This is a genomic window from Burkholderia sp. FL-7-2-10-S1-D7, from assembly GCF_001524185.1.
GTDB lineage: Bacteria > Pseudomonadota > Gammaproteobacteria > Burkholderiales > Burkholderiaceae > Burkholderia > Burkholderia diffusa.
This window is the reverse complement of record NZ_LOWY01000056.1, coordinates 1-26,163: the sequence shown is the minus strand read 5'-3', so window position 1 is coordinate 26,163 and position 26,163 is coordinate 1. Positions and strand designations below refer to the sequence as shown.

The following is a 26,163-nucleotide window of genomic DNA, read 5'->3' as shown; positions in this document are numbered from 1 at the left end:
GGACCGACGGATGATGCAGAACCGCCTGCTGTCGCACCGGCTCGCGTCGGTGATCCGCGACTTCAACCAGCCGGTGATGATCTGGCAGGCAGCGATCCTCGTCGGCGCGCTGTGTTTCGCGTGGGTCGCCGCGCGCTTCGTGCACGGCCGCATCGACGCACGCCGGCGCGCGGCCGGCCGGATGCCGGGTGCCGGTGCGCAAAGCCTGAAGCGCGCGCTGTTCCCGCTGTTCGGCGGCCTGTTCGTGCTGGCCGCGCAGCTTGGGTTCGACCCGTTCATGTCGACGTCGCTGCTGTCGCTCGCGCTCGTGCCGCTGTTCGGCATCGGGTTGATCTACGTGCTGTTCTTCTTCGCGCGGCGCGTGTTTGCCCGTGACGGCCACACGCATGCGTGGCTGTCGATCGTCGAGAAGATCGTGTCGGTGATCGTGTGGGCGGCGATGGTGCTCACGGTGCTGGGGATCCAGCGCGACGTGATCGCGTGGCTCGACAGCGTGCAGTTCCGCGTCGCGAATGCGCACCTGACGCTGCTGTCGGTGATTTCCGGCGCGCTGTGGGTGTGCGTGACGCTGATGGTCGCGATGTGGCTCGGCTCCGTGCTCGAGGAGCGTCTCGCGCGCGCCTCCACGCTCGACGCGAACCTGAAGGTCGTGCTGTCACGGGTCGGCCGCGCGCTGCTCGTGTTCGCGGCGATCCTGATCGGGCTGTCGCTCGTCGGCATCGACGTGACGGTGCTCGGCGTGTTCGGCGGCGCGGTTGGCGTCGGCCTCGGCTTCGGGCTGCAGAAGATCGCCAGCAATTACGTGTCGGGCTTCATCATCCTGCTCGACCGCTCGTTGCGGCTCGGCGACGCGATCAGCGTCGGCGGGCTGCAGGGCGTCGTCACGCAGATTCGCACGCGTTATACGGTCGTGCGCGGCCTCGACGGCAACGAGACGCTGATCCCGAACGAGAAACTGATCACCGACGTCGTGCAGAACCAGTCGTCGTACCTGACGCGCGGCTACGCGAAGGTCGCCGTGCAGGTTGCCTATACCAGCGACGTCGAGCAGGCGCTCTCGGTGCTCGCGGAAGCCGCGAAGGGCGTGCCGCGCGTGCTGGCGGAGCCGGCGCCGACCCCGTACCTGGTCAGCTTCGGCGCGGACGGGATCGATCTGGAGCTCGGTTTCTGGATTGAGGATTCGGCGAAAGGCACGTCGGGCGTGCGTTCGTCCGTGAACCGCAACATCTGGCGGCTTTTCGGCGAGCACGGAATCTCGATTCCGTTCCCGCAGCGCGAAGTGCGCGTGGTCGGCCTGCCCGACGGGTTTGCCGCGAACGGCATGGTGGCCGAGGGCGTGCCCGTGGCGGGGGGCAACGGCGCGGGGGACGGGCGGGCGTCGGCGGCCTAGGCGCGAATTGGGCAAACCCGGCAAACCCGGCGAACCGGGCGGCCAGAACCGGAGCGCGGGGCTTTCCCGGTCCGCCGATGGACTGTCCGCGTTGCGTCAAGGCAAGAAAATATTCATTTTTTACAAAGACTTGGAACGGTTGAAGTAAAATTCCGGTCTACACGCGGTATGCTTTCATTTTTATGACGCCGGCCTGCGCCGGCGTCGCTCTCACCACAGGTAACTGCCTTGTTGAATTCCCTGCTCGATTTTCTTTCCCACGGGCTCCTGCGTTTTTCGTGGTGGCAGGTCGCGCTGTTCGCGCTCGCCGTCACGCACGTCACGATCATCGGCGTGACGGTCTACCTGCACCGCTGCCAGGCGCACCGCGCGCTGGAGCTGCACCCGATCGCGAGCCATTTCTTCCGTCTCTGGTTGTGGATGACGACGGGCATGCTGACGGGCCAGTGGGCCGCGATCCATCGCAAGCACCACGCGAAATGCGAAACCGAGGAAGATCCGCACAGCCCGCAGACGCGCGGCATCTGGAAGGTGTTCCTCGAAGGCGCCGAGCTGTATCGCGCGGAAGCAAAGAACGAAGAAACGATGCGCAAGTTCAGCCACGGCACGCCGAATGACTGGATCGAGCGCAATCTGTATTCGAAGTACCCGATCCTTGGCGTGAGCCTGATGATGGTGATCGACATCGCGCTGTTCGGCGTGCTCGGCCTGACCGTGTGGGCCGTGCAGATGGTCTGGATTCCGTTCTGGGCCGCGGGTGTCGTGAACGGGTTCGGCCACTTCTGGGGCTACCGCAACTTCAACTCGGCCGACGCGAGCACGAACCTGTTCCCGTGGGGCATCGTGATCGGCGGCGAAGAGCTGCACAACAACCACCACACGTTCGCGACGTCGGCGAAGCTGTCGAACAAGTGGTACGAGTTCGACATCGGCTGGATGTACATCCGCATCATGTCGGCATTCGGTCTCGCGAAGGTGAAGAAGGTTGCCCCGACCCCGCGTCTGAACAAGCCGAAGACGGTGCTCGACCAGGAAACGTTGCAGGCCGTGCTGTCGAACCGCTACGAAGTGATGGCGCGCTACGGCAAGGCAGTGAAGCGTGCGTACCGCCAGGAGCTCGCGCACCTGAAGGAACTCGGTTCGAGCGAGAAGTACCAGCTGATGCGCGGCGCGCGCAAGTGGTTCCACAAGGATGCCGACGGCCTCGACGAGCCGCAGAAGAAGCTGCTGCCGGAGATTTTCGCGAACAGCCAGAAGCTGCATACGTACTTCCAGCTGCGCCAGGATCTGGCCGCGATCTGGGATCGTTCGACCGCCTCGCGCGAACAGCTGCTCGCGCAATTGCAGGATTGGTGCCATCGCGCGGAACAAAGCGGCATCAAGGCGCTGCAGGAATTCGCGACGCGCCTGCGTCGCTACGCCTGATTCGAAATCGATTAGAATCTCAGGACGTCACAAACCCCGCGTTGGCGGGGTTTTTTCATTTGGGCGGCCGGTTTTCGAAGGGCGACCGGAAGCGCCGGAATTCGTGTGAGGCTTGGGGCGCGGCGACGTGGCGCCCCAGGTGATAGCGTAGAGGATGGGGCTGGAGTGCGCGCTGAAGCGCTAACTCGGGCGGACTGCGAAGCATGGGGCTCGAGTAAGCGCTAAAGGACTGACTCGGGCCGACCGCGAAGCATGGGACCCGAGTAAGTGCTAAAGGACTGACTCGGGCCGACCGCGAAGCATGGGGCCCGAGTAAGTGCTAAAGGACTGACTCGGGCCGACCGCGAAGCATGGGGCCCGAGTAAGTGCTAAAGCACTAACTCGGGCCGACAGGAGATATGGAGATGCAATCGACGATCAAATCCGTCGAGTACGACCGGCCGGTCTCGGCAGGAACCGTCTGTGGCGTCGGGCAAGCGTGGGCCAAGGTGCCCGATGCACCATCCGCCGAAGAACGCGCCGCACTGAAGGCGCGCATCAAGGCGCTGCTCGCACGTGAAAAGGCCGTGCTCGTCGCTCACTATTACGTGGATGCCGAGCTGCAGGAGCTGGCTGACGAAACCGGCGGCTGCGTCGCCGATTCGCTTGAAATGGCCCGCTTCGGCCGCGACCACGACGCGCAGACGCTCGTCGTCGCCGGCGTGCGCTTCATGGGCGAAACCGCCAAGATCCTGAGCCCCGGGAAGCGCGTACTGATGCCCGATCTCGACGCGACCTGCTCGCTCGATCTCGGTTGCCCGGTCGACGAATTCTCCGCGTTCTGCGATGCGCATCCCGATCGCACCGTCGTCGTCTACGCAAATACCAGCGCCGCCGTGAAGGCGCGCGCCGACTGGATGGTCACGTCGTCGATCGGCCTCGAGATCGTCGCTGACCTGCACGCGCGGGGCGAGAAGATCATCTGGGCACCCGATCGCCATCTCGGCAGCTACATCCAGAAGAAAACCGGCGCGGACATGCTGTTGTGGCAGGGTTCGTGCCTCGTCCACGACGAATTCAAGGGCATCGAGCTCGACCTGCTGCGCGCCGAGTATCCGGATGCGAAGGTGCTCGTGCATCCCGAGTCGCCGGAAAACGTCGTCGCGCAGGCGGACGTCGTCGGCTCGACGACGCAGCTGATCGACGCAGCCGTGAAGTTCGACGCGACGCACTTCATCGTCGCAACCGACCTCGGCATCCTGCACAAGATGCAGCTCGCGGCGCCCGGCAAGACCTTCATCGCCGCGCCGACGGCCGGCAACAGCGCGACCTGCAAGAGCTGCGCCCATTGCCCGTGGATGGCGATGAACGGCCTCGCGAACCTCGCCGACGTGCTCGAGCGCGGTCACAACGAGATCTTCGTGGATCCCGCGATCGGCGCGCGCGCGCGTCTGCCGATCGACCGGATGCTCGATTTCGCAGCGGCGCACAAGAAGCGCGTGCAGGCGAGCGGCGATCTGCAGCGCGATCAGCAACTGTTCGCGAACGTGGGGGCTGCATGACCGGCGCAGTTTCTCCACTGTTCGAAGCCGTACGCGCACAATACGGCGCGGCATTCGACGAAGCGATCGCACGCAACGTTGCCGATGCGATCGCCGAAGACGTCGGCACCGGTGATCAGACCGGGCGGCTCGTGCCGGCCGGGGAGCGGCGCCGTGCGCGCATCATCGTGCGTGAGGAAGCGGTGTTGTGCGGCGTGCCGTGGTTCGAGGCCGTCATCTCGCGCATCGATCCGTCGATCGTCGTGCAATGGCGGTATCGCGAAGGCGACCGGATGGCGCCGGATTCGACGGTCTGCGAACTCGAAGGACCGGCGCGCGCGCTGTTGACGGCCGAGCGCAACGGGCTGAACTTCCTGCAACTGCTGTCGGGCGTCGCGACCGCAACGCGTCGTTACGTCGATCGCGTCGAAGGCACGCGCGCGAAGATCCTCGATACGCGCAAGACGCTGCCGGGCCTGCGGCTCGCGCAGAAGTACGCGGTGCGGGTTGGCGGCGGCGAGAACCAGCGTCTCGCGCTGTACGACGGCATCCTGATCAAGGAAAACCACATTGCGGCAGCCGGCGGCGTCGGCGAAGCGCTCGATGCGGCGTTCGCCCTCGATTCAGGCGTGCCGGTGCAGATCGAGGTCGAGACGCTCGCGCAGCTCGACACGGCGCTCGCGCATGGCGCGCAATCGGTGCTGCTCGACAACTTCACGCTCGACATGATGCGCGAAGCGGTGCGTGTCGCGACCGGCAAGGCCGTGCTCGAAGTGTCGGGCGGTGTCAATTTCGATACGGTGCGCACGTTCGCGGAGACGGGCGTCGACCGCATCTCGATCGGCGCGCTGACGAAGGACGTGCGCGCGACCGACTATTCGATGCGGATCGTCGACTGACCGCGCGATAGTCCGTCTGACGAAAAAAGCCGCTGGCGCGCAAACGCCAGCGGCTTTTTTCATGGGCCTCAGCCGGAAGGGCCTGCCGCTCAGCGGCGCGAGCGGGGCGTGAGCACGCTCGGCAGCGCCTTCGGCAGCGTGTGCGGCCAGTCGCGGCTGTAGTGCAGCCCGCGGCTTTCGCGGCGCGAGTACGCGCTCTTCACGATCAGTGTCGCGACGTCGACGAGATTGCGCAGTTCGAGCAGGTCGCGCGTCACGCGGAAGTTTGCGTAGTACTCGTGGATCTCGTCGCGCAGCAGCGATAACCGGTGCTTCGCGCGCTCGAGACGCTTGTCGGTGCGCACGATGCCGACGTAGTTCCACATCAGCCGGCGCAGTTCGTCCCAGTTGTGCGCGACGACGACTTCCTCGTCCGCATCCGACACGCGGCTTTCGTCCCATGCGGGCAGCGCGCCCGGCGTTTCGGCGTCGAAGCCGGCCGCCTCGATCGCCTCCGCCGCCGCGCGGCCGATCACGAGGCATTCGAGCAGCGAGTTGCTCGCAAGCCGGTTCGCGCCGTGCAGCCCCGTGTACGACGTCTCGCCGACCGCATACAGGCCCGCGAGATCGGTGCGTCCCGCGAGGTCGGTGACGACGCCGCCGCACGTGTAGTGCGCGGCCGGCACGACCGGAATCGGCTGCTTCGCGATGTCGATGCCGAATTCGAGGCAGCGCGCGTGGATCGTCGGGAAGTGTTCGCGCAGGAATGCTTCCGGCTGATGGCTGATGTCGAGATACACGCAGTCGATCCCGCGCTTCTTGATCTCGAAGTCGATCGCGCGCGCGACGATGTCGCGCGGCGCGAGTTCCGCGCGCGGATCGTGCGCGGGCATGAAGCGCGTGCCGTCCGGCAGCTTCAGCAGGCCGCCTTCGCCGCGCACGGCTTCCGAAATCAGGAACGATTTCGCGTACGGATGGAACAGGCAGGTCGGATGGAACTGGATGAATTCCATGTTCGACACGCGGCAGCCCGCGCGCCACGCCATCGCGATGCCGTCGCCGGTCGCGGTGTCGGGGTTCGTCGTGTACAGGTAGACCTTGCCGGCGCCGCCGGTCGCGAGGACCGTGTGCGGCGCCTCGATCGTGATGGTGCGATCGTTGTCGACGTCGAGCGCATACAGCCCGTGACAGCGGCGGCCCGGCAGCCCGAGCCGGTCCGACGTGATCAGGTCGATCGCATGGTGGTTTTCGAAGAACGTGATGTTCGGATGCTGGCGCGCGCGGTCGGACAGCGTCGCGAGCACCGCATGGCCGGTTGCGTCGGCCGCGTGGATGATTCGGCGGTGACTATGGCCGCCTTCGCGCGTCAGATGGAAACCGAGTTCGGCCGCATCGTCCTTCGTGAACGGCACGCCTTGCGAAATCAGCCATTCGATCGCTTCGCGGCCGTGCTCGACGATGTAGCGCGTCGCGCCTTCGTCGCACAGCCCGCCGCCGGCGACCAGCGTGTCGTCGACGTGGTTCTCGATGCTGTCCGCCGAATCGAGGACGGCCGCAATGCCGCCTTGCGCGTGATCGCTTGCCCCCTCCATCATCGAACGTTTAGCGATCAGCGCGACACGTCGCGTGCTGGCCAGGTTGAGTGCGACCGACAGCCCTGCGAGGCCGCTGCCGACGATCGCCACGTCGAATTTCATGCTGCATCTCCATCGTTACGCTTTAGCTCTTGTGCGTTCCGTCGGCCGTGGCCGAGGAAAGGGGAGAGCATACCGCGTCGGGCCCGCGCGTGCGCGCAAAACAAAAAGCCCCGCATGTGCGGGGCTTTTTGGTCGCCGTCAGGCTGGCAGAAACCAGAGATTACTTGATCTTGGTTTCTTTGTATTCCACATGCTTGCGGACGACGGGATCGAACTTCTTGATCGCCATCTTTTCCGGCATGTTGCGCTTGTTCTTCGTGGTCGTGTAGAAGTGACCCGTACCAGCGGTCGACTCAAGCTTGATCTTGTCGCGTGCGCCTTTTGCCATGATTGTGCTCCTTGGGCTTAGGCTTCGCCGCGTGCGCGCAGGTCAGCGAGCACGGAATCGATGCCGTTCTTGTCGATCAGGCGCAGGCCGGCGTTCGAGACGCGCAGGCGCACCCAGCGGTTTTCGCTCTCTACCCAGAACCGGCGGTTTTGCAGGTTCGGCAGGAAGCGGCGCTTCGTCTTGTTGTTGGCGTGGGAAACGTTGTTGCCGCTCATCGGCGCTTTCCCAGTTACTTGGCATACGCGTGCCATGAGAGCACTCCTAATACGCTAAATTCGGGGTTCGATCGCCGATGAAGGTTCCATCGTACCGCCACGTGATCCATGGCTGCACTCAGAACGCCGAAGCCCTTTACAGACAAGGCCCTTCGATGGCTAGAACTGGTTGGAAAAAAGACAGACGACGATTCTAGCAGAAAAAGTTCAGAAAAATCAAACCCAATTTCGCTTCGTCGTTGCGGAGACCCCGGGGCGGGTCGCCGGGCCACAGTCTACAGCCAACCGGCGCGTGCGAACGAAAATGTATCGTCGGTGCCGACGACGACGTGATCGAGCAGCTTCGCGTCGACGAGCGTGAGCGCTTCGTGCAGCATGCGCGTCAGGCGGCGATCTTCCGCGCTCGGCTGCACCGCGCCGGACGGGTGATTGTGCGCGATGATCAGCGCGGCGGCATTCAGCATGAGCGCGCGCCGCACGATCTCGCGCGGATAGACGACCATCCGCGTCAGCGAGCCGCGTGCGCTCTCTTCCACGTCGATGAGGCCGTGGCGGGCGTCCAGGTACAGCGTGACGAAAACTTCGTGCGGACGCGTGCCGATCCTGAGCCGCAGATAGTCCTCGACCGCGCGTGGCGAGCCGATCTGCATCCGCTCGCGGGCTTTCTCGGCCAGCGCGCGCTGAACGATCTCGGTCACCGCGATCAGCACCGCCGAGCGAGCGGGGCCGATGCCGGGGTGCATGGCGAACGCGCCGGGCTCCGCGTCGAGCATGTTGCGCAGCGAATCGCCGAAACGTGCGAGCAGCGTGCGGGCGCTGGCGAACACGTCGTGACCGCCGCCGCCCGTGCCGAGCAGCAGCGCGATCAGCTCCGCGTCGGTGAGCGCGGCCGGCCCGCGTTCCAGCAACCGCTCGCGCGGCAGATGGGGTTTCCAGTTTCGCGGGCGGCGCTTGCGCGGCGGCGTGGCTGCGTCGATGCGGCGGGCCGCAGCGACGGGCGCATCGGCGACGTCGCGACATTCGGTCGCCGGGGCGGCGAGACAGGTTGACGGCATGATCCAGACTCCATTGGCGGCGGGCGCGGGCGCGATGTCGTCGCACTTTCAGCCTTGCGCGCTCAGGTGACTTACAATATTGGCTTTGCGCCGGGCCTTTCGGCCAGTTCGGGCGCCGACGAACACGAGTCATTCATGAGCATCATCGACCTATCCGAAGTGAAGCCCGGTTCCCATGTCACGCTGCATTACCGGCTTGCATTGGCCGACGGCGCCGACATCGTCAACACCTTCTCCGACAAGCCCGCCACGCTGCTGCTCGGCGCGGGGCAACTGGCGCCCTCGCTGGAACAGATTCTGATCGGGCTCAGGGTGGGCGACCATTCGACTTATCAGCTAACGCCCGAGCAGGGGTTCGGTCCCCGCAATCCCGACATGCTCCAGCGCGTGACGCTGTCGACGCTGCGCGAGAACGGGATGGTCGGCGACGATTTCACGCCGGGCGACCTGATCGAGTTCAACGCGCCGGACGGCGGCCGCTATGCAGGGGTGCTGAAGGAAGTCAGCGCAACCTCGGCGCTGTTCGACTTCAATCATCCGCTCGCGGGCCAAGCGCTCACGTTCGAAGTGAAAATCATCGGAATCCTGTAACCATGAGCACCACCGATACGCTGTCCGGGCAGACCGTCGCCGCCGATGCCGAAATCCTGCTGGCCCAGCCGCGGGGCTTCTGCGCGGGCGTCGATCGTGCGATCGAGATCGTCGAGCGCGCGATCGCGATGCACGGTGCGCCGATCTACGTCCGTCACGAAATCGTCCACAACAAGTACGTGGTCGAGGATCTGAAGAAGAAAGGCGCGATCTTCGTCGAGGAGCTCGAGGAAGTGCCGGCCGGCAACACCGTGATCTTCAGCGCGCACGGCGTGTCGAAGGCCGTGCGCGACGAGGCGGACGTGCGCGGGTTGCGCATTTACGACGCAACGTGCCCGCTCGTCACGAAGGTGCACGTCGAAGTGGCGAAGATGCGCCAGGACGGTGTCGACATCGTGATGATCGGCCACAAGGGCCACCCGGAAGTCGAAGGCACGATGGGGCAGGTCGAGCGCGGCATGCATCTCGTCGAAAGCGTCGAGGACGTGCAGAAGCTCGAGCTCGCCGATCCCGAGCGCATCGCACTCGTCACGCAGACGACGCTGTCCGTCGACGACGCCGCCGAAATCATCGGCGCGCTGAAGGCGAAGTATCCGAAGATTCGCGAACCGAAGAAACAGGACATCTGCTACGCGACGCAGAACCGCCAGGATGCGGTGAAGTTCATGGCGCCGCAGTGCGACGTCGTGATCGTCGTCGGCAGCCCGAACAGCTCGAATTCGAGCCGGCTGCGCGAAGTGGCCGAGAAGCGTGGCGTGGCCGCGTACATGGTCGACGCACCGGACCAGATCGATCCGGCATGGGTCGCCGGCAAGCGCCGCATCGGCGTGACGGCCGGGGCATCGGCGCCAGAAGTGCTCGCCCAGGCCGTGATCGCGCGGCTGCGCGAGCTCGGCGTGCGCAACGTCCGCGCACTCGAGGGCATCGAGGAAAACGTGTCGTTTCCGCTGCCGCGCGGGCTGAACCTGCCGCCTGCCGCCTGATTGCCGCATTGCATCCGCGATACCCCGAAGCGCGCCGTTTGGCGCGCTTTTTTTTGCGTTGCGAAAACAAGATCGCAACCATTATTCACATCAATGGTGCAACCCGGTTGCTATCGCCGCGCTGAACCGCCTCTCAAAATTGGTTGCAATGCAGGAAAACCCCATCGAATCAGGATTATTGGCGTCCTATAAATGGAGTTACAATGCGCCCGTTTTCAGGCCGGAATGGCTTTGAAATCGGGTTTTGGCAAGGCGCGGGAGACCTACTCGATGCATGTGAAGTTGGCTTACGCCATGTCCGTCGCCGCACCGGTTGCAATGCTTGCCGGCTGCAGCAAAAAGAGCGACGACGAGGCGGGCAGGAACGCTGCGGCACGCGCAGCACTGGCAGCCAGCGACATGCGCGCTGCCGGAACCGGTCGTGCGGTGCCGTTGGTGTGCCGCATTGCGCAATCGGACAGTGACAAGGACAACGGGGCACGTTTGGCGATCGAGGAAATCAACGGGCAGGGCTCGACGATCGGCATGCATTCGGCACGGCGGGCAGCACGCGCCGGCGCCGCTGCCATCGACCGGGCGACGGGCATGCAGATTGTCCGACAACGAACCGCGCACCGTGATGCGGCAACAGCAGGGCGCGTCGAACGACGGACGCCCGGGTTTCGGGGCAATGCAGGCGACGTGCAGATGTCACGGGTCCCCTTTCATTTCGATTCGACGAAACAGCGTGTCGCCGCGACCCATCGCGTCGCGGCGGGCGGTCTGCTTCGTTTCACGGATTCCGACGCAGTCCTGACGAAAGTCGGGCGCCACCTTCGCGATGCCGGTTCGGGCGCCGCGGGGGCGGCGGCGGACGGCCCGCTTGCAGCGCAGGCGACGGCGTCCGGCATCGGAGCGCAAACCCTTGGCGGCAACGGCATGTGCGTCGCCAAGGTGGTCGAGCCCGCGGGCGACGCGGCGCGCAACCTGATCTGTCCGGAGGTCGGGTTCGCCCCGGCCCGGACGGAAAAAGGCATGGCGTTCGGGAAACCGGACGCCGGCCGTTGCGGCACGTGCCCTACGACTTCAAGGAGGCCAAGTACACCGTCCTCGATGTCGTGACGATTTAGCGACGGGACTCATGATGGCACCGAAACAGTGCGGTGCCGTTCTGTATCCGCTCCGGCGGCAGGTCCGGCCGTACAGGCCGGGCGGCGCGCGCCGGGACGATCCACCCTTACCGGTATCGACTAGTACCCGCAGTGTCGCCGAGAAGGCGCGATTCCTCGCTTACCCGCGGGGCGCAACGTCCTCCGGCAGCATGGGCCAAGGAGCTTTAAATGGATATTTTCATCCAGCAGATCCTCAACGGGCTGGTGCTCGGCAGTGTCTACGCCATCATCGCGTTGGGCTACACGATGGTGTACGGCATTCTCGGCATCATCAACTTCGCGCACGGCGACGTGCTGATGATCGGCGCGATGGTCGCCCTGTCGGCGATCACCGTGCTGCAGAACCACTTCCCCGGACTCGGCAACGTCGCGACGCTGACGATCGGCCTTGGCATCGCCGCGGTCGTCTGCGCGTGCGTGGGCTACACGATCGAGCGTGTCGCGTACCGGCCGCTGCGCCGTGCGCCGCGTCTCGCCCCGCTGATCACCGCGATCGGCGTGTCGATCCTGCTGCAGACGGCCGCGATGATCATCTGGTCGCGCAACCCGCTGCCGTTCCCGCAATTGCTGCCGACCGATCCGATCAACGTGATCAAGGCGACCGACACGACGCCCGGCGCCGTGATCTCGGTGACTGAAATCGTGATCATCGCGGTGGCGTTCATCGTGATGGCAGGTCTCCTGCTGCTCGTGCACAAGACCAAGCTCGGCCGCGCGATGCGTGCGATCGCCGAAAGCCCGAACACCGCGAGCCTGATGGGCGTGAACCCGAACTTCGTGATTTCGGCGACGTTCATGATCGGCTCCGCGCTCGCCGCGCTGGCCGGCGTGATGATCGCGTCCGAATACGGCAACGTGCACTTCTACATGGGCTTCATCCCCGGCATGAAGGCGTTCACGGCGGCGGTGCTCGGCGGGATCGGCAACCTCGGCGGCGCGATGGTCGGCGGCGTGGTGCTCGGCCTGATCGAGCAGCTCGGCGCGGGCTACATCGGCAACCTCACGGGTGGCGTATTCGGCAGTAACTATCAGGACGTGTTCGCATTCATCGTGCTGATCATCGTGCTGGTGTTCCGTCCGTCGGGCCTGCTGGGCGAACGTGTCGCGGACCGCGCGTAACGGAAGGGGAGCAAACAACATGACATCCATTCAACCGATCGAATCCTCGACGTCGCTCGTCGAAGAACGCAACACGACCAAGACCGTCATCATCGGCATCCTGACCGCGGCCCTCGTGATCGCCGCGCCGATCATCATCGGCTCGGCAGGCGGCAATTACTGGGTCCGCGTGCTCGACTTCGCGATGCTGTACGTGATGCTCGCGCTGGGGCTGAACGTGGTGGTCGGCTTCGCCGGCCTGCTCGACCTCGGCTACATCGCGTTCTACGCGGTGGGCGCATACACGGCGGCACTGCTGAGCTCGCCGCACCTGACCACGCAGTTCGAGTGGATCGCGGCGCTCGCGCCGAACGGCCTGCACATCCCGTTCCTGATCATCGTGCCGATCGCGATGGCGCTGGCGGCGACCTTCGGGATCCTGCTCGGCGCGCCGACGCTGCGCCTGCGCGGCGACTACCTGGCGATCGTCACGCTCGGCTTCGGTGAAATCGTCCGGATCTTCATGAACAACCTCGACCGTCCGGTGAACATCACCAACGGCCCGAAGGGGATCACGGGCATCGATCCGGTGCACGTCGGCGGCTTCAACCTGTCGCAGACGCACTCGCTGTTCGGCCTCCAGCTGCCGTCGGTATACATGTACTACTACCTGTTCGTGCTGTGCTCGCTGCTGGTGATCTGGACCTGTACGCGCCTGCAGCATTCGCGCATCGGCCGGGCATGGGCGGCAATCCGCGAGGACGAGATCGCCGCGAAGGCGATGGGCATCAACACCCGCAACGTGAAGCTGCTCGCGTTCGCGATGGGCGCGTCGTTCGGCGGCCTGTCGGGCGCGATGTTCGGTTCGTTCCAGGGCTTCGTGTCGCCGGAATCGTTCACGTTCTGGGAATCGATCGTCGTGCTGGCGTGCGTGGTGCTCGGCGGCATGGGCCACATCCCGGGCGTGATCCTGGGCGCGGTGCTGCTCGCGATCTTCCCGGAATTCCTGCGTTCGACGATGAGCCCGCTGCAGCATGCGCTGTTCGGTCACGACATCGTCGATACCGAAGTGATCCGTCAGGCGCTGTACGGCCTCGCGATGGTCATCATCATGCTGTACCGCTCGGAAGGCCTGTGGCCGGCGCCGAAGCATGAGGACAAGATCGCGAAACTGGCGAAGCGCAGCGCCAAGTCGGTGCGCGCCTAACCGACGGACAAGGGGATATCACACATGAGCGACAAACAAATCCGACTGTCCGTCAAGGGCGTGAACAAGCGCTTCGGCGGGCTGCAGGCGCTGTCCGACGTCGGCCTCGAGATCAAGGAAGGCGAGATCTACGGGCTTATCGGCCCGAACGGCGCCGGCAAGACGACGTTCTTCAACGTGATCACGGGCCTTTACACGCCGGACTCCGGCGAGTTCAAGCTCGACGGCACGGAATACAAGCCGACCGCGGTGCACCAGGTCGCGAAGACGGGCATTGCGCGCACGTTCCAGAACATTCGTCTGTTCGGCGGGATGACCGCACTCGAGAACGTGATGGTGGGCCGCCACGTGCGGACCAAGCACGGGCTGCTCGGCGCGGTGTTCCAGACGCCGGCCGAACGCCAGGAAGAGCGCGAGATCAAGGAACGCGCGATCGAGCTGCTCGAATACGTGGGCGTGCTGCAGTACGCGGACTACACGTCGCGCAACCTGTCGTACGGCCACCAGCGCCGGCTGGAAATCGCCCGCGCGCTGGCGACCGACCCGAAGCTGCTCGCGCTCGACGAGCCGGCGGCCGGGATGAACGCGACCGAGAAGGTCGAACTCACGCGCCTGCTCGACAAGATCCGCTCGGACGGCCGCACGATTCTCCTGATCGAGCACGACGTGAAGCTCGTGATGGGGCTGTGCAACCGGATGACGGTGCTCGATTACGGCAAGGTGATCGCCGAGGGTCTGCCGCAGGACGTGCAGAAGAATCCGAAGGTGATTGAGGCATATCTCGGCGCAGGGGTGCACTGATGGCAGCGGCAATGTTGAAAATCAAGGGCTTGCAGGTCAACTACGGCGGCATCCAGGCCGTCAAGGGCGTTGACATGGAAGTCCGTCAGGGCGAACTCGTGACGCTGATTGGCGCGAACGGTGCCGGCAAGACCACGACGATGAAGGCGATCACGGGTCTCAAGCCGTATTCGGCGGGCGACATCGAGTACGACGGCAAGTCGATCAAGGGCGTGCCGTCGCACGAGCTGCTCAAACGCGGGCTCGCGATGGTGCCGGAAGGCCGCGGGATCTTCGCGCGGATGTCGATCATCGAGAACATGCAGATGGGCGCGTACCTGCGCAACGACAAGGAGCAGATCAAGAAGGACGTCGACCGGATGTTCGGCTTCTTCCCGCGTCTGAAGGAGCGTGCGACGCAGCTCGCGGGCACGCTGTCGGGCGGCGAGCAGCAGATGCTGGCGATGTCGCGCGCGATCCTGAGCAAGCCGAAGCTGCTGCTGCTCGACGAGCCGTCGATGGGGCTGTCGCCGATCATGGTCGAGAAGATCTTCGAAGTGGTGCGCGAGATCTCGAAGGAGGGCATCACGGTGCTGCTGGTCGAGCAGAACGCGCGCCTCGCGCTGCAAGCGGCCGACCGCGGTTATGTGATGGACTCGGGCGTGGTCACGATGGAAGGCGACGCGAAGCAGATGCTCGACGATCCGAAGGTGCGGGCCGCGTATCTGGGCGAATGAGCGGGCCCGGTGCGGCGCGACGGCGGATGCCGGCGCGCCGCACGAGGGCTTTCGAAAAGCTGTCACGGGATGCCGTGGCAGCTTTTTTTTTCGTGCGGCGCGCTCGGCGACGAACTGTGCGTGCGGATGCGACTCCATTCATTCGGCGGTGACGCCGACCATGCGGCGCGGGACCCGGTAGCAGGCCCCCCGCAACCAGCCGTCCGCAACCGGCCGTCCGCAAACCGACACGCGGGCTGCGTAGCATGGACGATCCATCGGGACACGGAGAGCACGCATGAGTCTGGACTACGGTTTCGTGAAGGCGAAGGTGGCATCGGTGGCGCAGCTGAAGGGCTCGCCGCACGGCAGCGAGATCCAGTATCACATCCACCTGACGCTCGCATTGCCGACCGGCGACTGGGACGTCGCGATCAACGTCGGCACCAACGACTCGGACGACCTGCTGAACTACAAGCTCGTCTACGATTTCCATCATCCGGTCACGGCGACGCTCGCGGCCGCGGCCGAAGGCTACAACCATCTCACCGGACAAACCGCGCTGCCGGCGCTCGACTATCTGCGCAGCGACATCCTGAACGAGACCGGGGCATGGCGCGCCAGCGCCGTGATGGACGGCACCGAGAACGCGGAGCCGATCCCGTCTCTGCTGCGGCTCGTCAACGCCGCGCAGTCGCAGGGGCTCGACGTCGTCGTGTTCGGCCGCACGTATTCGGAAGGCAACGGCATCCACGACACGCACATGAACCAGGGGTCGACGGGCTCGCACTACCTGCACCGCGCGGGCGACGACCACAACGATCACAACGACGTGTGGCAGGACGGCGCGCTGATCGTGCGCGTGAGCGAAACGCAATGGGCCGCGTATTTCGCGGCGTTCGAGCAGCAGGCCGTGCCGACCGACGCGCTCGGCAATCCGCTGCCGGACGCGGGGCCGATCACGCGCTGATGGGGGCTGCCGGCGGCGTCAGGCGGCCGGCAGCGTCTTGCCGAACGAGATGCGCTCCTCGACGCGATAGCCGAGCGCCGCATAGAAGCGGCACGCATCGTCGTTGCCGGGCAGCACCTGCAGATTGATCTTCAGGCAGCCGCGCGCGGCGAGCGCGCGTTCCGCATGCGCGATCAGCGCGCGGCCGACGCCGAGTCGACGAGCATCGTTCGACACGCCGAACGAGTACAGCCAGCCGCGATGACCGTCGAAACCCGCCATCAGCGTGCCGACGACCCGCGCGCCGCTGGTCGCGACGAAGAACAGTTCCGGCTGCGTCGCGAGCTTCAGCTCGATCGATCGCAGCGGATCGCGGTGCGGCGGCGCGCCGGCTTCGTCGTATTGCGGGAACGCGTCGCGCCAAACCGCGAGCACGGCATCGGTGTCGGCGCGTTCGAACGGGCGGATAGCAACAGCCTCGGCGGCGGCATTCATCGCGGCGGTCTCCTCAGAGCGTGTCGAGGATCGACCGCAGCATCGCCATCATCTGGTCGATTTCCTCGGTCGTGACGTTCAGCGCGGGCATGAAGCGCAGCAGGTTCGGGCGCGCCGCGTTCAGCAGCAGGCCATCGGGCTGCATGTCGCGCGCCTTCTCGACGATCTGCGGGCCGATGTCCTTGCCGAGCAACAGCGCGCGCAGCAGGCCTTCGCCGCGTTCGCCCTCGAAACCGCGCTCCTCCGACAGCTCGAGCAGCTTGCGCTTCAGGTATTCGCCGCGCGCGCGCACGCCTTCGAGGAAGCCGGGTGCGACGAGCTGCGAGATCACCGAATGGCCGACCGCCGTCATCAGCGGGTTGCCGTTGTAGGTGCCGCCCTGGTCGCCGGCTTCGAACACCGCGACGTCGGCCTTCGACAGCAGCGCGCCGAGCGGTGCGCCGCCGCCGATGCCCTTCGCGAGCGTCATGATGTCCGGCTCGATGCCGGACAGCTCGTACGCGAACAGCGTGCCCGTGCGGCCGCAGCCGCTCTGCACTTCGTCGACGATCAGCAGCAGGTCGTGCTGCTTCGTCAGCGCGCGCAGCGCCTGCATGAATTCACGCGTCGCCGGAATCACGCCGCCTTCGCCCTGGATCGGCTCGAGCATCACCGCGACGGTCTTGTCGGTGATCAGCTTCTCGACCGAGTTGATGTCGTTCAGCTCGGCCTTCGGGAATCCCGGCACCTGCGGTGCGTAGATCGTGTCCCAGCCCGGCTTGCCGCTGGCCGACATCGTCGCGAGCGTGCGGCCGTGGAAGCTGTGGTCGAACGTGATGATCTCGTACGCGCCGTTCTTGAACTTGCGGCCCCACTTGCGCGCGAGCTTGATCGCGCCTTCGTTCGCTTCCGCGCCGCTGTTCGTGAAGAACACCTTGTCGAACACGCTGTGCTGCGTCAGCAGCCCCGCGAGCTTCGCCATCGGTTCGTTGTAGAACGCGGGCGACGGGTTCAGCAGCTTCTCCGCCTGCGTCTTCAGCGCTTCGACGATGCCGTCGTTGCAGTGGCCGAGGCTGTTGACGGCCCAGCCCTGAATGAAGTCCAGATAGCGCTTGCCCGTGTGATCGTAGAGCCACGAACCCTTGCCGTGCGTAAACACGATGTCGGGGCGGTTCGTGATGTACATCAGCGAGTCGATCGGGTAATCGTTCAGGGGCATGACAGCAGACTCCAGCGGACGTTGAAAGGGAAACGGGCAATAAAAAAGCCACGGGAGGCCGTGGCTGGTAGGTCGAACAGCTTGTGCGTAACCGGTGAAGCGGAGGAGGGTTACGCGCGAGTCCGTGACGAGCCGGCGGCATCCGGGCGGAGCGGCGAGCGGCGACGTCGGAGAGCGGACAGGAAGCGGTTCATGTGCTCAAGCATAAGGCATCCCGCGCCCCACTGTAAACCGCCGCGATGCCATGAATGTGTCACGGCGGCGCGCAGCAGGGGACGCGGGCGCGCCCGGTGCTCAGACCGGATGCGCGAGATCGGCGGCGCTCGTGAACGAGTCCGCGTAGAACTCGTCGGCCGGCAGCGCGTGGTGCTGGGTGAAGTCGCGCTGCGCGGATTCGACCATCACCGGCGCGCCGCACGCGTACACCTGGTGGCCCGACAGATCGGGCAGGTCCTCGATCACCGCGCGGTGGACGAAGCCGGTGCGGCCGGTCCACTGGTCGGCGTCGTCCGGCTCGGACAGCACCGGCACGTACTTGAAGTTCGGGATCTCGCGCGCCCATTGCTCGGCGAGCTCGCCGAGGTAGATGTCCTTCTTGCGGCGTGCGCCCCAATAGAGCGTCATCGGCCGCGTGATGCCCGAATGCCTGACGTGCTCGATGATCGCCTTGATCGGCGCGAAGCCGGTGCCCGACGCGAGCAGCACGATCGGCTTGTCGGAATCCTCGCGCAGGAAGAACGTGCCGAGCGGGCCTTCGAAGCGCAGGATGTCGCGCTCCTTCATCGCGCCGAACACGTGGTCGGTGAACTTGCCGCCCGGCATGTGGCGGATGTGCAGCTCGATCGGGCCTTCCTCGTGCGGCGCATTCGCCATCGAGTAGCTGCGGCGCGAGCCGTCCTTCAGGATGAACTCGACGTATTGGCCCGCGAGGTATTGCAGGCGCTCGTTGGCGGGCAACTGCAGCTTCACGATCATCACGTCGTCGGCGCGGCGCTCGAGCGCCGCGATCCGGCACGGCAGCTTCTTCACCTGCACGCCGTCGACGCCGGCGATTTCGCGCACGTCGATCTCGAGGTCGCATTGCGCCTTCGAACAGCAGAGCAGCGCGAGGCCGCGCGTGCGTTCGTCGTTGGACAGCGCCGACGCGGCATGCGGACCCTGTTCGATCTGGCCCGACACGATCTGGCCCTTGCAGGAGCCGCACGCGCCGTTCTTGCATCCGTACGGCAGATGGACGTTCTGGCGCAGCGCCGCCGCCAGCACGGTTTCGTCCGATTCGACCTGGAACTGCCGGCCGCTTTGCTTGAGAGTAACGTTGAATGCCATAGAACCAAATAGAACAAAATGTGGGGACCGTGCATGTCGGCACGGCAGCTACAATGCAAACCCGTTGCGCGTCGCGCAACGGTGGCTACTGATTTCGCAACCAACATGATCGCGACTCGAATCCTGCGCCGGCCGCGCGCACTGATCGTCGGCTGCGGCGACGTCGGCCTGCGCTGCGTCGCGCAATGGCGCGCCGCGCGCCCCAACCTGCGCATTGTCGCGCTGACGAGCCACCCGGGCCGCTGCGACGAATTGCGCGCAGCAGGCGCGACGCCGATCGTCGGCGACCTCGATCGCCGGGCTACGCTCGGACGTATCGCGGGGCTCGCCCGCACGATCCTGCATCTCGCGCCGCCGCAGTCCGACGGCCGCGACGATCGCCGCACCCGCGCACTGATCGCCGCATTGTCCGTGCCTGCACGGCGGCCATCCGCACCGCCGGTGTCGTCGGTCGGCCGGCTCCGCACGCTGCGTGCCGCGACCCGACAGGCCGGCACGCCGGTGCGGGCAGCGCGTATTGTACCCGACGCCCTTCGCGCGCCGACGCTCGTCTACGCCAGCACGACGGGCGTATACGGCGATTGCGGCGGGGCGCGAATCGACGAAACGCAGCCGCTGCGCCCCGCGAATCCGCGCGCGTTCCGGCGCGTGTCGGCCGAGCGCCAGTTGCGGGCGGCGACGGTGCGCGGCGTGCTGTCCGCGCGCATCGTGCGCATTCCCGGCATCTATGCGGCGAACCGGCTGCCGCTCGCGCGGCTCGAGCGCGGCACACCGGCGCTCGACGCGGCCGACGACGTCTACACGAACCATATCCACGCGGACGATCTCGCGGCGATCCTGCGGCGCGCGGCCGTGCGCGGCAAGCCGGCGCGCGCCGTGCACGCGTCGGACGACAGCGAACTGCGGATGGGGGAGTATTTCGACCGGGTCGCGCAGGCGTTCGGCCTGCCGCTGCCGCCGCGGATCAGTCGCGCGGACGCCGAGCATCAGCTCGAGCCGACGCTCCTGTCGTTCATGCGCGAGTCGCGGCGCCTGTCCAATGCGCGGCTCAAGGCCGAATTGTGCGTGACGTTGCGCTATCCGACCGTAGACGAATTCCTTCAAACGCTCGCGCCGCGCGGCGCGTCAGGTCAGCGCCGGTAACGCCTCGATCAGCAGGAAGCACAGCAACGCGCCGATCAGCGCGCCGATCAGGTTCGGATGGTACTTGTGCTTCATGTGCATCGTGGCCAGCAGCCCGCCGATCACGATGGCACCCACGATCGCGAACGCGATCGTCACGTACGACAATTCGAAAGAATGGTTGATGTTCATGATGTCTCCCCTGCATCGCTGCTCGTACAGCTTGTGATTTCAGTATAGCGGGGGATCGTGCGGCCGCGACGCGGCCGGACACCGAACGGTCGTGCGGATTTTCCCTTACAGGGTTTTGACGGAATGACGCAGGGCTGAAAGGTCGTCTTCCCCGAGCCAGCGCCACGCGCCGGGCGCCAGGTCGTCCGGCAGCGTGAAGCCGCCGATGCTTTCGCGGTGCAACGCCTCGACGCGGTTGCTGGCCGCGGCGACCATGCGCTTCACTTGATGATATTTGCCTTCGAGGACGGTCAGCGCGAGCGCGTGCGTGTCGCGCGCGTCGGCGGCGACCGCCGCGATCGGCTTCGGCTCGCCGTGGAGCTGCACGCCGGCGCGCAGCGCGTCCAGCTGGGCGTCGTCGAGCGGGTGGCGCACGGTCGCGACGTAGGTCTTCGGCACCTTGCGCTTCGGCGAGGTGTACGCGTGCACGAACTGGCCGTCGTCGGACAGCAGCAGCAGGCCCGTCGTGTCCTGGTCGAGGCGGCCGACGCACTGCACGCCGCGTGCGACGAGCGGCGCGGGCAGCAGGCTGAACACGCTCGCATGGTGTTGCGGCTCGCGCGAGCACTCGTAGCCGGCCGGCTTGTTGAGCGCGAGATACGCGCGGGCGTGGAACGGCCAGGCGGTGTCGTCGACCGTGAACACGAGGCCGTCGGTGTCGAACGACGCGTCGGGGTCGGTCGCGCTCGCGCCCGCGACGGTGACGCGGCCCGTTTCGATCAGTCCGCGGCACTGGCGGCGCGAGCCGAAGCCCTGCGTGTAGAGAATGCTTTCGAGATCCATAGCGCGCGCATTCTATCAAGCGGCGGGCCGGCGCCGGCACGAACCCGCCCGCGCTGGTAAGCTGCGGAGCGCCGCGCGCGACGCGGCGCACGTTCCTTCTTCACGGAAAGACGGTGTCAGCGTGAAGTAGCGCCAGGGCGGCGGCAGGTCCGTGCGAGGGCTGCCACCGTTCTCACCCGACACGGAGTTTGCCGCATGAATCCGACGACGCTCGATGCACTCGCCGATTTTCCCCGCCAGCTCGAAGCCCATTTCGCCGCCGTGCCGGACGGCTATGCACGCTGGACCCCCGACGACTGGAACGGCATCCCGAGCGAGCACTTCTCACCGCTTGGGCAACTCTGCCACGTGCGCGACATCGAGATCGACGGCTACCACGTGCGGTTGAGGCGGATGCTCGATGAGGATCATCCGCTGCTCGTGTCGGTTGACGGCGACGCGCTCGCGATCGAGCGCCGCTATGACGCCGCGTACGCATCCGACGTACTCGCGGCGATTCGCGACGCGCGGCGCGAGACGCTCGACCTCGTGTCGCGCCTGACTCCCGAGCAGCTTGCCCGCACCGGCGAGTTCGAAGGCTATGGCGCGCTGACCGTGCGCGGCCTCGTTCATTATCTGTGCAGCCACGACCAGCAGCATCTGGCCGGGATGCAGTGGCTGCTCGGCAAGATCGACGCGGCGCTTTACGCACGCTGACTCGCGCGTGGGCGGTGGCCGTGCGACGTGTCGCGTCGAGCAGATTTCGCCGCCCACGTCGGTGGGGCAGCCCACCATTCCCGATGCCTGATTGGATCGTTTTTCTGGATAATCCATCCAGCCATGCCCGGCTGACCGGCGCGTCGCGCGTGCCTACACTTCTGGCGTCATTCAACGCAAACAGGAGTCAACCGTGGCTACTCACACGCTCGCAGACAAGGTCATCCTGATCGCCGGCGGCGCCAAGAATCTCGGCGGCTTGATCGCCCGGGATCTGGCCGGCCACGGCGCGAAGGCGGTGGCGATTCACTACAACAGCGCGGCGTCGCAGGCGCAGGCCGAAGAGACGGCCGCCGCCGTGCGCGCGGCCGGCGCCGAGGCCGCGACGTTCCAGGCCGACCTGACGACGGCCGCCGCGGTCGAGAAGCTGTTCGGCGACGCGAAGCAGCGCTTCGGCAAGATCGACATCGCGATCAATACCGTCGGCAAGGTGCTGAAGAAGCCGATCACCGAAATCTCCGAGGCCGAATATGACGAGATGTTCGCGGTCAACAGCAAGTCCGCATTCTTCTTCATCAAGGAAGCGGGGCGGCACCTCGAGGATCACGGCAAGCTCGTCACGCTCGTGACGTCGCTGCTCGGCGCGTTCACGCCGTTCTATGCGGCCTACGAAGGATCGAAGGCGCCCGTCGAGCACTTCACGCGCGCGGCGTCGAAAGAATACGGTGCGCGCGGCATCTCGGTGACGGCGGTCGGGCCGGGCCCGATGGACACGCCGTTCTTCTACCCGGCCGAAGGCGCCGACGCGGTCGCGTATCACAAGACGGCGGCTGCGCTGTCGCCGTTCAGCAAGACGGGCCTCACCGATATCGAGGACGTCGTGCCGTTCATCCGCCATCTCGTGACCGACGGCTGGTGGATCACCGGCCAGACGATCCTGATCAACGGCGGCTATACGACCAAGTAACGGGCCGTGCCGGCGGTCGTCGCGTGCGCGCGGCGATCCGCAATGGACCGTTTGCATGGACAATGGGCGGGCGCGTGGGCACAAGGCCGCGCGCCCGTTTTTTTTGTGCCGCCGGGATCGGCCGCGACGCGCGGCGTTTGCCGGCGACGGTCGTCCGACCCCACGTTTTCCTCCCGCCGATGGACAAGCTGGACCAGGTCAGAATCTTCCTTCAGGTTGCCGAGATGGGCAGCTTCATCAAGGCCGCGCATGCGCTCGACGTGCCGCGCGCGACGGTGTCGGCCGCTGTCCAGCAGCTCGAGACCGCGCTCGGCACGCGCTTGTTGCACCGTACGACGCGGCAGGTGCAGCTGACGGCCGACGGCGCGCTGCTGCTGGAGCGCGGCCGGCGCCTGCTCGCGGAAGCCGATGAGCTCGACCGGCTGTTCCGGCGCCGCGAGCGCGACGTGATCGGGCGGTTGAACGTCGATGCGCCGAGCCGGATCGCGCGCCGCGTGATCGCGCCCGCGCTGCCGTCGCTGTTTCGCCGCTACCCGAAGCTGCAACTGTCGCTCGGCTCGACGGACCGCTCGATCGATCTCGTGCAGGAGGGCGTCGACTGCGCAATCCGGGTCGGGCGGCTCGCGGACAGCAGCCTCGTCGTGCGGCCGCTCGGGCAGTTCGCGCTGATCAACTGCGCGAGCCCCGACTACCTGCGCGAATGCGGCGTGCCCGAGCACCCCGATGCGCTCGCGCACGGGCACTGGGCGATCGGCTATGCGTCACCGATGACCGGCCGCGAGCTCCGCTGGGAATACTGTGCGGACGGCGGCCACCATACCCTGGCGCTGCCGAGCCGCGTGACCGTCAACAACGCCGAAACCTACATCGCGAGCTGCATCGCCGGGATGGGGCTGATCCAGATTCCGCGCTTCGACGTCGTGCATTTGCTCGACAGCGGGGCGTTGGTCGAGGTGATGCCCGGCCATCGGGCCGCGCCGATGGACGTGTCGGCCGTCTATCCGCATCGCCGGCACCGGTCGAGACGGCTCAACGCGTTCATCGAATGGTTCGCGGAGCTGATGGCGGATGCGTTGAACGACACGGGCGCGACCGCGACCGGCGACTGAAAAGGGCGCCGCGCCCGCCCGCGCCGACTGCGATCGACGGCGGCATTCGACATGTATTGCGGCCGGCGCGCGCCTTCAGCCCGGTCGGCTGGGGGAAGCCGTGGCCGAAACGCTGGCCGCGCGCGGCTACCGCGTGCTCGCCGCCGCGCTGCGCGGCTTCGCGCCGACCCGCCTTCGCGATCCCGCGGTTCTGCGAGCAGGGCTGAACGCGCGGCGCACGCGTTGGGTCAAGGTCGGTCGAGCCGGTCACTCGGTGCGGTGGGGAATGTTGTCCGGGAACGGGTAGGGCGCATGCGGCCCGGGCCAGTCGGGCACGGGTGGCTGGCGGAGCAGGTCGCATCCGCCCAGCATGATCGACAGCAGCGCGACGAGCATGCCTCGGCCAATCCGGCTCGAAAAGAAGACGCGCGTGGACATGGTGGGCCTCCGTGCTTGCGTGTCCTGATACTTGGACTGCCGGGGGAGGGCGCGCGTTGCGGTGTGCGATGCGCGTGGGGAAAAACGCGCGGGAAAAACAAAAAACCCGCGAAGCGACGAGCTTGCGCGGGTTTCGACAGGTGCAGCGCATGACGCTGCGAAATACTGGTGCCAGGGCCGGAATGAAATAATTCAAAGAGACCCATGCGGTACAAGGGCTTTGCTTGGCGTAGTTTGTGGAGTTGCCCGCAGAGTTGCCCCCGTATCGATGGGGCTGCCCACTGATAGCCCATGGCAAAGCCGCCCGAGTGGCGGCATTTGCGATTCGATCAAATTCGCTACAGCCGTAGGATGCCGTCAGTCGCGATTCTCGCTGATGACTTGCTCAAGGAGTGGCCACGGGTCATCGGCCGCTTCTTCCGCCCCTCTGAATGCGCATACTTCGATATGTCCGTCCCTGAACACATCGACTTCAACGCGCAACCCGACTGCCGTGATTGAAACCAACACCGTATCAGGGCGATTGCGACTCAGCATGTAATGAATCTTCGCGGCGTCGAGCCGGTCAAGCAGGTCAAAGAGTACGTTTTCAGCCATCGTCATCACCTATTTTTTAAACCGATTGTCGTTAAGAAGCTTGAGAGCCTTTCGGGCTTCCTTGACGCCGTCACCCGCATCGCTCTGAATTTTTCCAAGGGTCGAGTTCAGGTATTGCCCCGGAAACTCTCGCAATACCGACCCCTTACACTCCGCCCGTATGATGTCGCACGCCATCATGTCGGATCGATCCACACCGGCCAGTTGCTCCGCGTCCCCGGTGACATCTTCAGCATATTCGAACGGGTCGGCGTCGCCGAGCGGTCTGGTCGGACTATCGGGGGGATTTTCTAGTGCGGGAGTTTGAGTAGCCCATGGAGAGGTTCCCGCGTATTCCGTGGGCAATGTAATGCCGACCAACCGGGGGCCAGGAGTAACCACCATTGGCGTCACTGCGACGGCATCACTGCCTTGCCCGAAGTTGTGCACGCCAGTGTGCTGGCTGGCGATCATGGTAGGCGGTGGATTGCACAGGCACCGGCAGAGATCGTCTTCAAGGGCCTGCTCTTTGCCGTACATCGTCATCGTCAAGCGATGCCCGGCTGCTTCAATATGGCCGATCGATTTGCATACCGGACAGAAAACCTGCGCCCCGACGAAAGTAAGGGCCACCCCGTGATGTGCGGCGTTCTCGATGCCTTCGAGTACTTCGCCCCCTGCCGATGACGTGTCGCCCTTTCTGATCCAAGCTCGTTCAGACATAACCCTCCTGTTTGCTGGGTGGTTAGCGGCCACCCTAGACGCTCTGGCGGCTCATATTAGTGCAGGGCCACATTCCGAATGTCGGGTAACGTCAAACAATCCGAGCATCGTAAATCCAGCGATGTACCGGGCGGACGGCCGTTTTGGTGTTAGCGGCTTTAACAAAAGTGTGAAAAGGGGGAAATTTTCCGCGCGTGCGGGAGCGGTCGGTCTAGATGAAAAAGGGGCCGGAAGTTTTGACACCCCCGGCCCCTTTGGGGCATCCGCGCTGCCGTTCCGCTTAGACACCTTGGATACCGCGAGGGTTGATGCCAGCCATTGCCGCGTGAACAGTTTGATAGCGCGACAGTTACAGGTGAAGGCTTTGTCTGTGGATTTGTCTTCGGTTCCACTGGCGCCGTATCAACTGTAGTTGCGGTGCCCTTTGACTTGCCGGGGACGCAATGAGTCGTTCTTCCCTTGACCTGCGGCGGAATTTTGTAGCCAGTCAGGCAGTGAGTCTCGCGTCGATATTATCGGAATCCAGCCAGGCTCGAC

Annotated in this window: 27 protein-coding genes and 2 pseudogenes; 17 read left to right on the top strand and 12 right to left on the bottom strand. The window is 65.5% G+C overall.

The genetic code is table 11. From position 1 onward, the window contains the following. The first annotated feature begins 10 nt into the window (after window positions 1-10). The 4 genes from WS75_RS19030 (at window position 11) to nadC (ending at window position 5,234) form a co-directional block, all read left to right on the top strand. A complete protein-coding gene (locus WS75_RS19030) occupies window positions 11-1,390 on the top strand; it encodes a mechanosensitive ion channel family protein (RefSeq protein WP_059682097.1) in 1,380 nt (459 codons plus the stop codon). A gap of 228 nt (window positions 1,391-1,618) precedes the next feature. Then, window positions 1,619-2,815, top strand: a complete 1,197-nt coding sequence (locus WS75_RS19025) for a DesA family fatty acid desaturase (protein WP_059682095.1) — start codon at window positions 1,619-1,621, stop codon at window positions 2,813-2,815. Window positions 2,816-3,219: 404 nt separating this feature from the next. Beyond that, window positions 3,220-4,356, top strand: a complete 1,137-nt coding sequence (nadA, locus tag WS75_RS19020) for a quinolinate synthase NadA (RefSeq protein ID WP_059511738.1) — start codon at window positions 3,220-3,222, stop codon at window positions 4,354-4,356. Further along, complete coding sequence (gene nadC / locus WS75_RS19015; RefSeq protein ID WP_059682092.1) at window positions 4,353-5,234, top strand: carboxylating nicotinate-nucleotide diphosphorylase; 882 nt, start codon at window positions 4,353-4,355, stop codon at window positions 5,232-5,234. Before nadA ends, nadC begins: the two co-directional genes overlap by 4 nt. Before the next feature lie 89 nt (window positions 5,235-5,323). Here the strand turns inward: nadC and nadB are convergent, their stop codons facing one another. From nadB to radC, 4 genes are all read right to left on the bottom strand, one after another. Then, on the bottom strand, window positions 5,324-6,910 hold the full coding sequence (gene nadB / locus WS75_RS19010) for an L-aspartate oxidase (RefSeq protein ID WP_059682090.1): 1,587 nt from the start codon (window positions 6,908-6,910) through the stop codon (window positions 5,324-5,326). Window positions 6,911-7,070: 160 nt separating this feature from the next. Then, complete coding sequence (gene rpmG / locus WS75_RS19005; RefSeq protein ID WP_006478046.1) at window positions 7,071-7,238, bottom strand: 50S ribosomal protein L33; 168 nt, start codon at window positions 7,236-7,238, stop codon at window positions 7,071-7,073. A 17-nt stretch (window positions 7,239-7,255) separates the two neighbouring features. Next, window positions 7,256-7,489 carry a 50S ribosomal protein L28 gene (gene rpmB / locus WS75_RS19000; RefSeq protein ID WP_004186391.1) on the bottom strand — a complete coding sequence of 78 codons (234 nt, stop codon included), beginning with the start codon at window positions 7,487-7,489 and terminating at the stop codon, window positions 7,256-7,258. 239 nt (window positions 7,490-7,728) lie between these two features. Continuing rightward, a complete protein-coding gene (gene radC / locus WS75_RS18995) occupies window positions 7,729-8,508 on the bottom strand; it encodes a RadC family protein (RefSeq protein WP_059682088.1) in 780 nt (259 codons plus the stop codon). A 135-nt stretch (window positions 8,509-8,643) separates the two neighbouring features. On the opposite strand from radC, the gene WS75_RS18990 reads away from it, so the two are divergent. From WS75_RS18990 to WS75_RS18955, 8 genes and pseudogenes are all read left to right on the top strand, one after another. Continuing rightward, window positions 8,644-9,099, top strand: coding sequence for an FKBP-type peptidyl-prolyl cis-trans isomerase (locus tag WS75_RS18990; RefSeq protein WP_059682085.1), 456 nt, complete (start codon window positions 8,644-8,646; stop codon window positions 9,097-9,099). A 2-nt stretch (window positions 9,100-9,101) separates the two neighbouring features. Beyond that, window positions 9,102-10,082: a 4-hydroxy-3-methylbut-2-enyl diphosphate reductase gene (gene ispH / locus WS75_RS18985; protein WP_059603948.1), complete on the top strand. Its 981-nt coding sequence runs from the start codon at window positions 9,102-9,104 to the stop codon at window positions 10,080-10,082. A gap of 270 nt (window positions 10,083-10,352) precedes the next feature. Continuing rightward, a pseudogene (locus tag WS75_RS18980) lies at window positions 10,353-11,191 on the top strand (branched-chain amino acid ABC transporter). Window positions 11,192-11,401: 210 nt separating this feature from the next. Beyond that, on the top strand, window positions 11,402-12,352 hold the full coding sequence (locus WS75_RS18975) for a branched-chain amino acid ABC transporter permease (RefSeq protein WP_059468282.1): 951 nt from the start codon (window positions 11,402-11,404) through the stop codon (window positions 12,350-12,352). A 19-nt stretch (window positions 12,353-12,371) separates the two neighbouring features. Then, window positions 12,372-13,538, top strand: coding sequence for an ABC transporter permease subunit (locus WS75_RS18970; RefSeq protein ID WP_059682083.1), 1,167 nt, complete (start codon window positions 12,372-12,374; stop codon window positions 13,536-13,538). Window positions 13,539-13,562: 24 nt separating this feature from the next. After that, window positions 13,563-14,339 carry an ABC transporter ATP-binding protein gene (locus WS75_RS18965; protein WP_011352945.1) on the top strand — a complete coding sequence of 259 codons (777 nt, stop codon included), beginning with the start codon at window positions 13,563-13,565 and terminating at the stop codon, window positions 14,337-14,339. Beyond that, on the top strand, window positions 14,339-15,055 hold the full coding sequence (locus tag WS75_RS18960; protein ID WP_059603937.1) for an ABC transporter ATP-binding protein: 717 nt from the start codon (window positions 14,339-14,341) through the stop codon (window positions 15,053-15,055). Before WS75_RS18965 ends, WS75_RS18960 begins: the two co-directional genes overlap by 1 nt. 277 nt (window positions 15,056-15,332) lie before the next feature. Continuing rightward, window positions 15,333-16,004 carry a DUF2278 family protein gene (locus WS75_RS18955; protein ID WP_059682081.1) on the top strand — a complete coding sequence of 224 codons (672 nt, stop codon included), beginning with the start codon at window positions 15,333-15,335 and terminating at the stop codon, window positions 16,002-16,004. An 18-nt stretch (window positions 16,005-16,022) separates the two neighbouring features. Here WS75_RS18955 and WS75_RS18950 read toward each other — a convergent pair whose 3' ends face one another. The 3 genes from WS75_RS18950 to WS75_RS18940 all read right to left on the bottom strand — a co-directional run bounded on the left by WS75_RS18950 (window position 16,023) and on the right by WS75_RS18940 (window position 19,002). Continuing rightward, window positions 16,023-16,478: a GNAT family acetyltransferase gene (locus WS75_RS18950; protein WP_059682079.1), complete on the bottom strand. Its 456-nt coding sequence runs from the start codon at window positions 16,476-16,478 to the stop codon at window positions 16,023-16,025. Window positions 16,479-16,491: 13 nt separating this feature from the next. Further along, on the bottom strand, window positions 16,492-17,676 hold the full coding sequence (locus WS75_RS18945; protein ID WP_059682077.1) for an acetylornithine transaminase: 1,185 nt from the start codon (window positions 17,674-17,676) through the stop codon (window positions 16,492-16,494). A 294-nt stretch (window positions 17,677-17,970) separates the two neighbouring features. Further along, the gene (locus WS75_RS18940; protein WP_059682074.1) at window positions 17,971-19,002 is read right to left on the bottom strand and encodes a CDP-6-deoxy-delta-3,4-glucoseen reductase; all 1,032 of its coding nucleotides are present in this window, start codon (window positions 19,000-19,002) and stop codon (window positions 17,971-17,973) included. Window positions 19,003-19,107: 105 nt separating this feature from the next. Between WS75_RS18940 and WS75_RS18935 the strand changes: the two genes are divergently transcribed. Next, complete coding sequence (locus WS75_RS18935) at window positions 19,108-20,145, top strand: NAD-dependent epimerase/dehydratase family protein (RefSeq protein ID WP_059682072.1); 1,038 nt, start codon at window positions 19,108-19,110, stop codon at window positions 20,143-20,145. Here the strand turns inward: WS75_RS18935 and WS75_RS18930 are convergent. Both WS75_RS18930 and WS75_RS18925 read right to left on the bottom strand, forming a co-directional pair. Further along, window positions 20,128-20,316: a hypothetical protein gene (locus tag WS75_RS18930; RefSeq protein ID WP_059682071.1), complete on the bottom strand. Its 189-nt coding sequence runs from the start codon at window positions 20,314-20,316 to the stop codon at window positions 20,128-20,130. The genes WS75_RS18935 and WS75_RS18930 overlap by 18 nt on opposite strands. A 105-nt stretch (window positions 20,317-20,421) precedes the next feature. Next, window positions 20,422-21,138, bottom strand: a complete 717-nt coding sequence (locus WS75_RS18925) for a pseudouridine synthase (protein ID WP_059682068.1) — start codon at window positions 21,136-21,138, stop codon at window positions 20,422-20,424. Window positions 21,139-21,333: 195 nt separating this feature from the next. On the opposite strand from WS75_RS18925, the gene WS75_RS18920 reads away from it, so the two are divergent. The 4 genes and pseudogenes from WS75_RS18920 to WS75_RS34645 all read left to right on the top strand — a co-directional run. After that, window positions 21,334-21,834: a DinB family protein gene (locus tag WS75_RS18920; protein WP_059682066.1), complete on the top strand. Its 501-nt coding sequence runs from the start codon at window positions 21,334-21,336 to the stop codon at window positions 21,832-21,834. Between the two features lie 193 nt (window positions 21,835-22,027). Continuing rightward, window positions 22,028-22,801, top strand: coding sequence for an SDR family oxidoreductase (locus WS75_RS18915; RefSeq protein WP_059682063.1), 774 nt, complete (start codon window positions 22,028-22,030; stop codon window positions 22,799-22,801). A 179-nt stretch (window positions 22,802-22,980) separates the two neighbouring features. Next, window positions 22,981-23,910 (top strand): LysR family transcriptional regulator, encoded by a 930-nt coding sequence (locus tag WS75_RS18910; protein ID WP_059682060.1) that lies wholly within the window; start codon window positions 22,981-22,983, stop codon window positions 23,908-23,910. A gap of 77 nt (window positions 23,911-23,987) precedes the next feature. Continuing rightward, window positions 23,988-24,112: pseudogene (locus WS75_RS34645) on the top strand (alpha/beta fold hydrolase); the annotation flags it as partial. Between the two features lie 44 nt (window positions 24,113-24,156). Here WS75_RS34645 and WS75_RS34200 read toward each other — a convergent pair. The 3 genes from WS75_RS34200 to WS75_RS32445 form a co-directional block, all read right to left on the bottom strand. Continuing rightward, the gene (locus tag WS75_RS34200) at window positions 24,157-24,327 is read right to left on the bottom strand and encodes a hypothetical protein (protein WP_179948929.1); all 171 of its coding nucleotides are present in this window, start codon (window positions 24,325-24,327) and stop codon (window positions 24,157-24,159) included. A gap of 357 nt (window positions 24,328-24,684) precedes the next feature. Beyond that, on the bottom strand, window positions 24,685-24,924 hold the full coding sequence (locus WS75_RS18905; protein WP_059682117.1) for a hypothetical protein: 240 nt from the start codon (window positions 24,922-24,924) through the stop codon (window positions 24,685-24,687). 9 nt (window positions 24,925-24,933) lie between these two features. Continuing rightward, window positions 24,934-25,626: a PAAR domain-containing protein gene (locus WS75_RS32445; RefSeq protein WP_082729655.1), complete on the bottom strand. Its 693-nt coding sequence runs from the start codon at window positions 25,624-25,626 to the stop codon at window positions 24,934-24,936. Window positions 25,627-26,163: the final 537 nt, after the last annotated feature.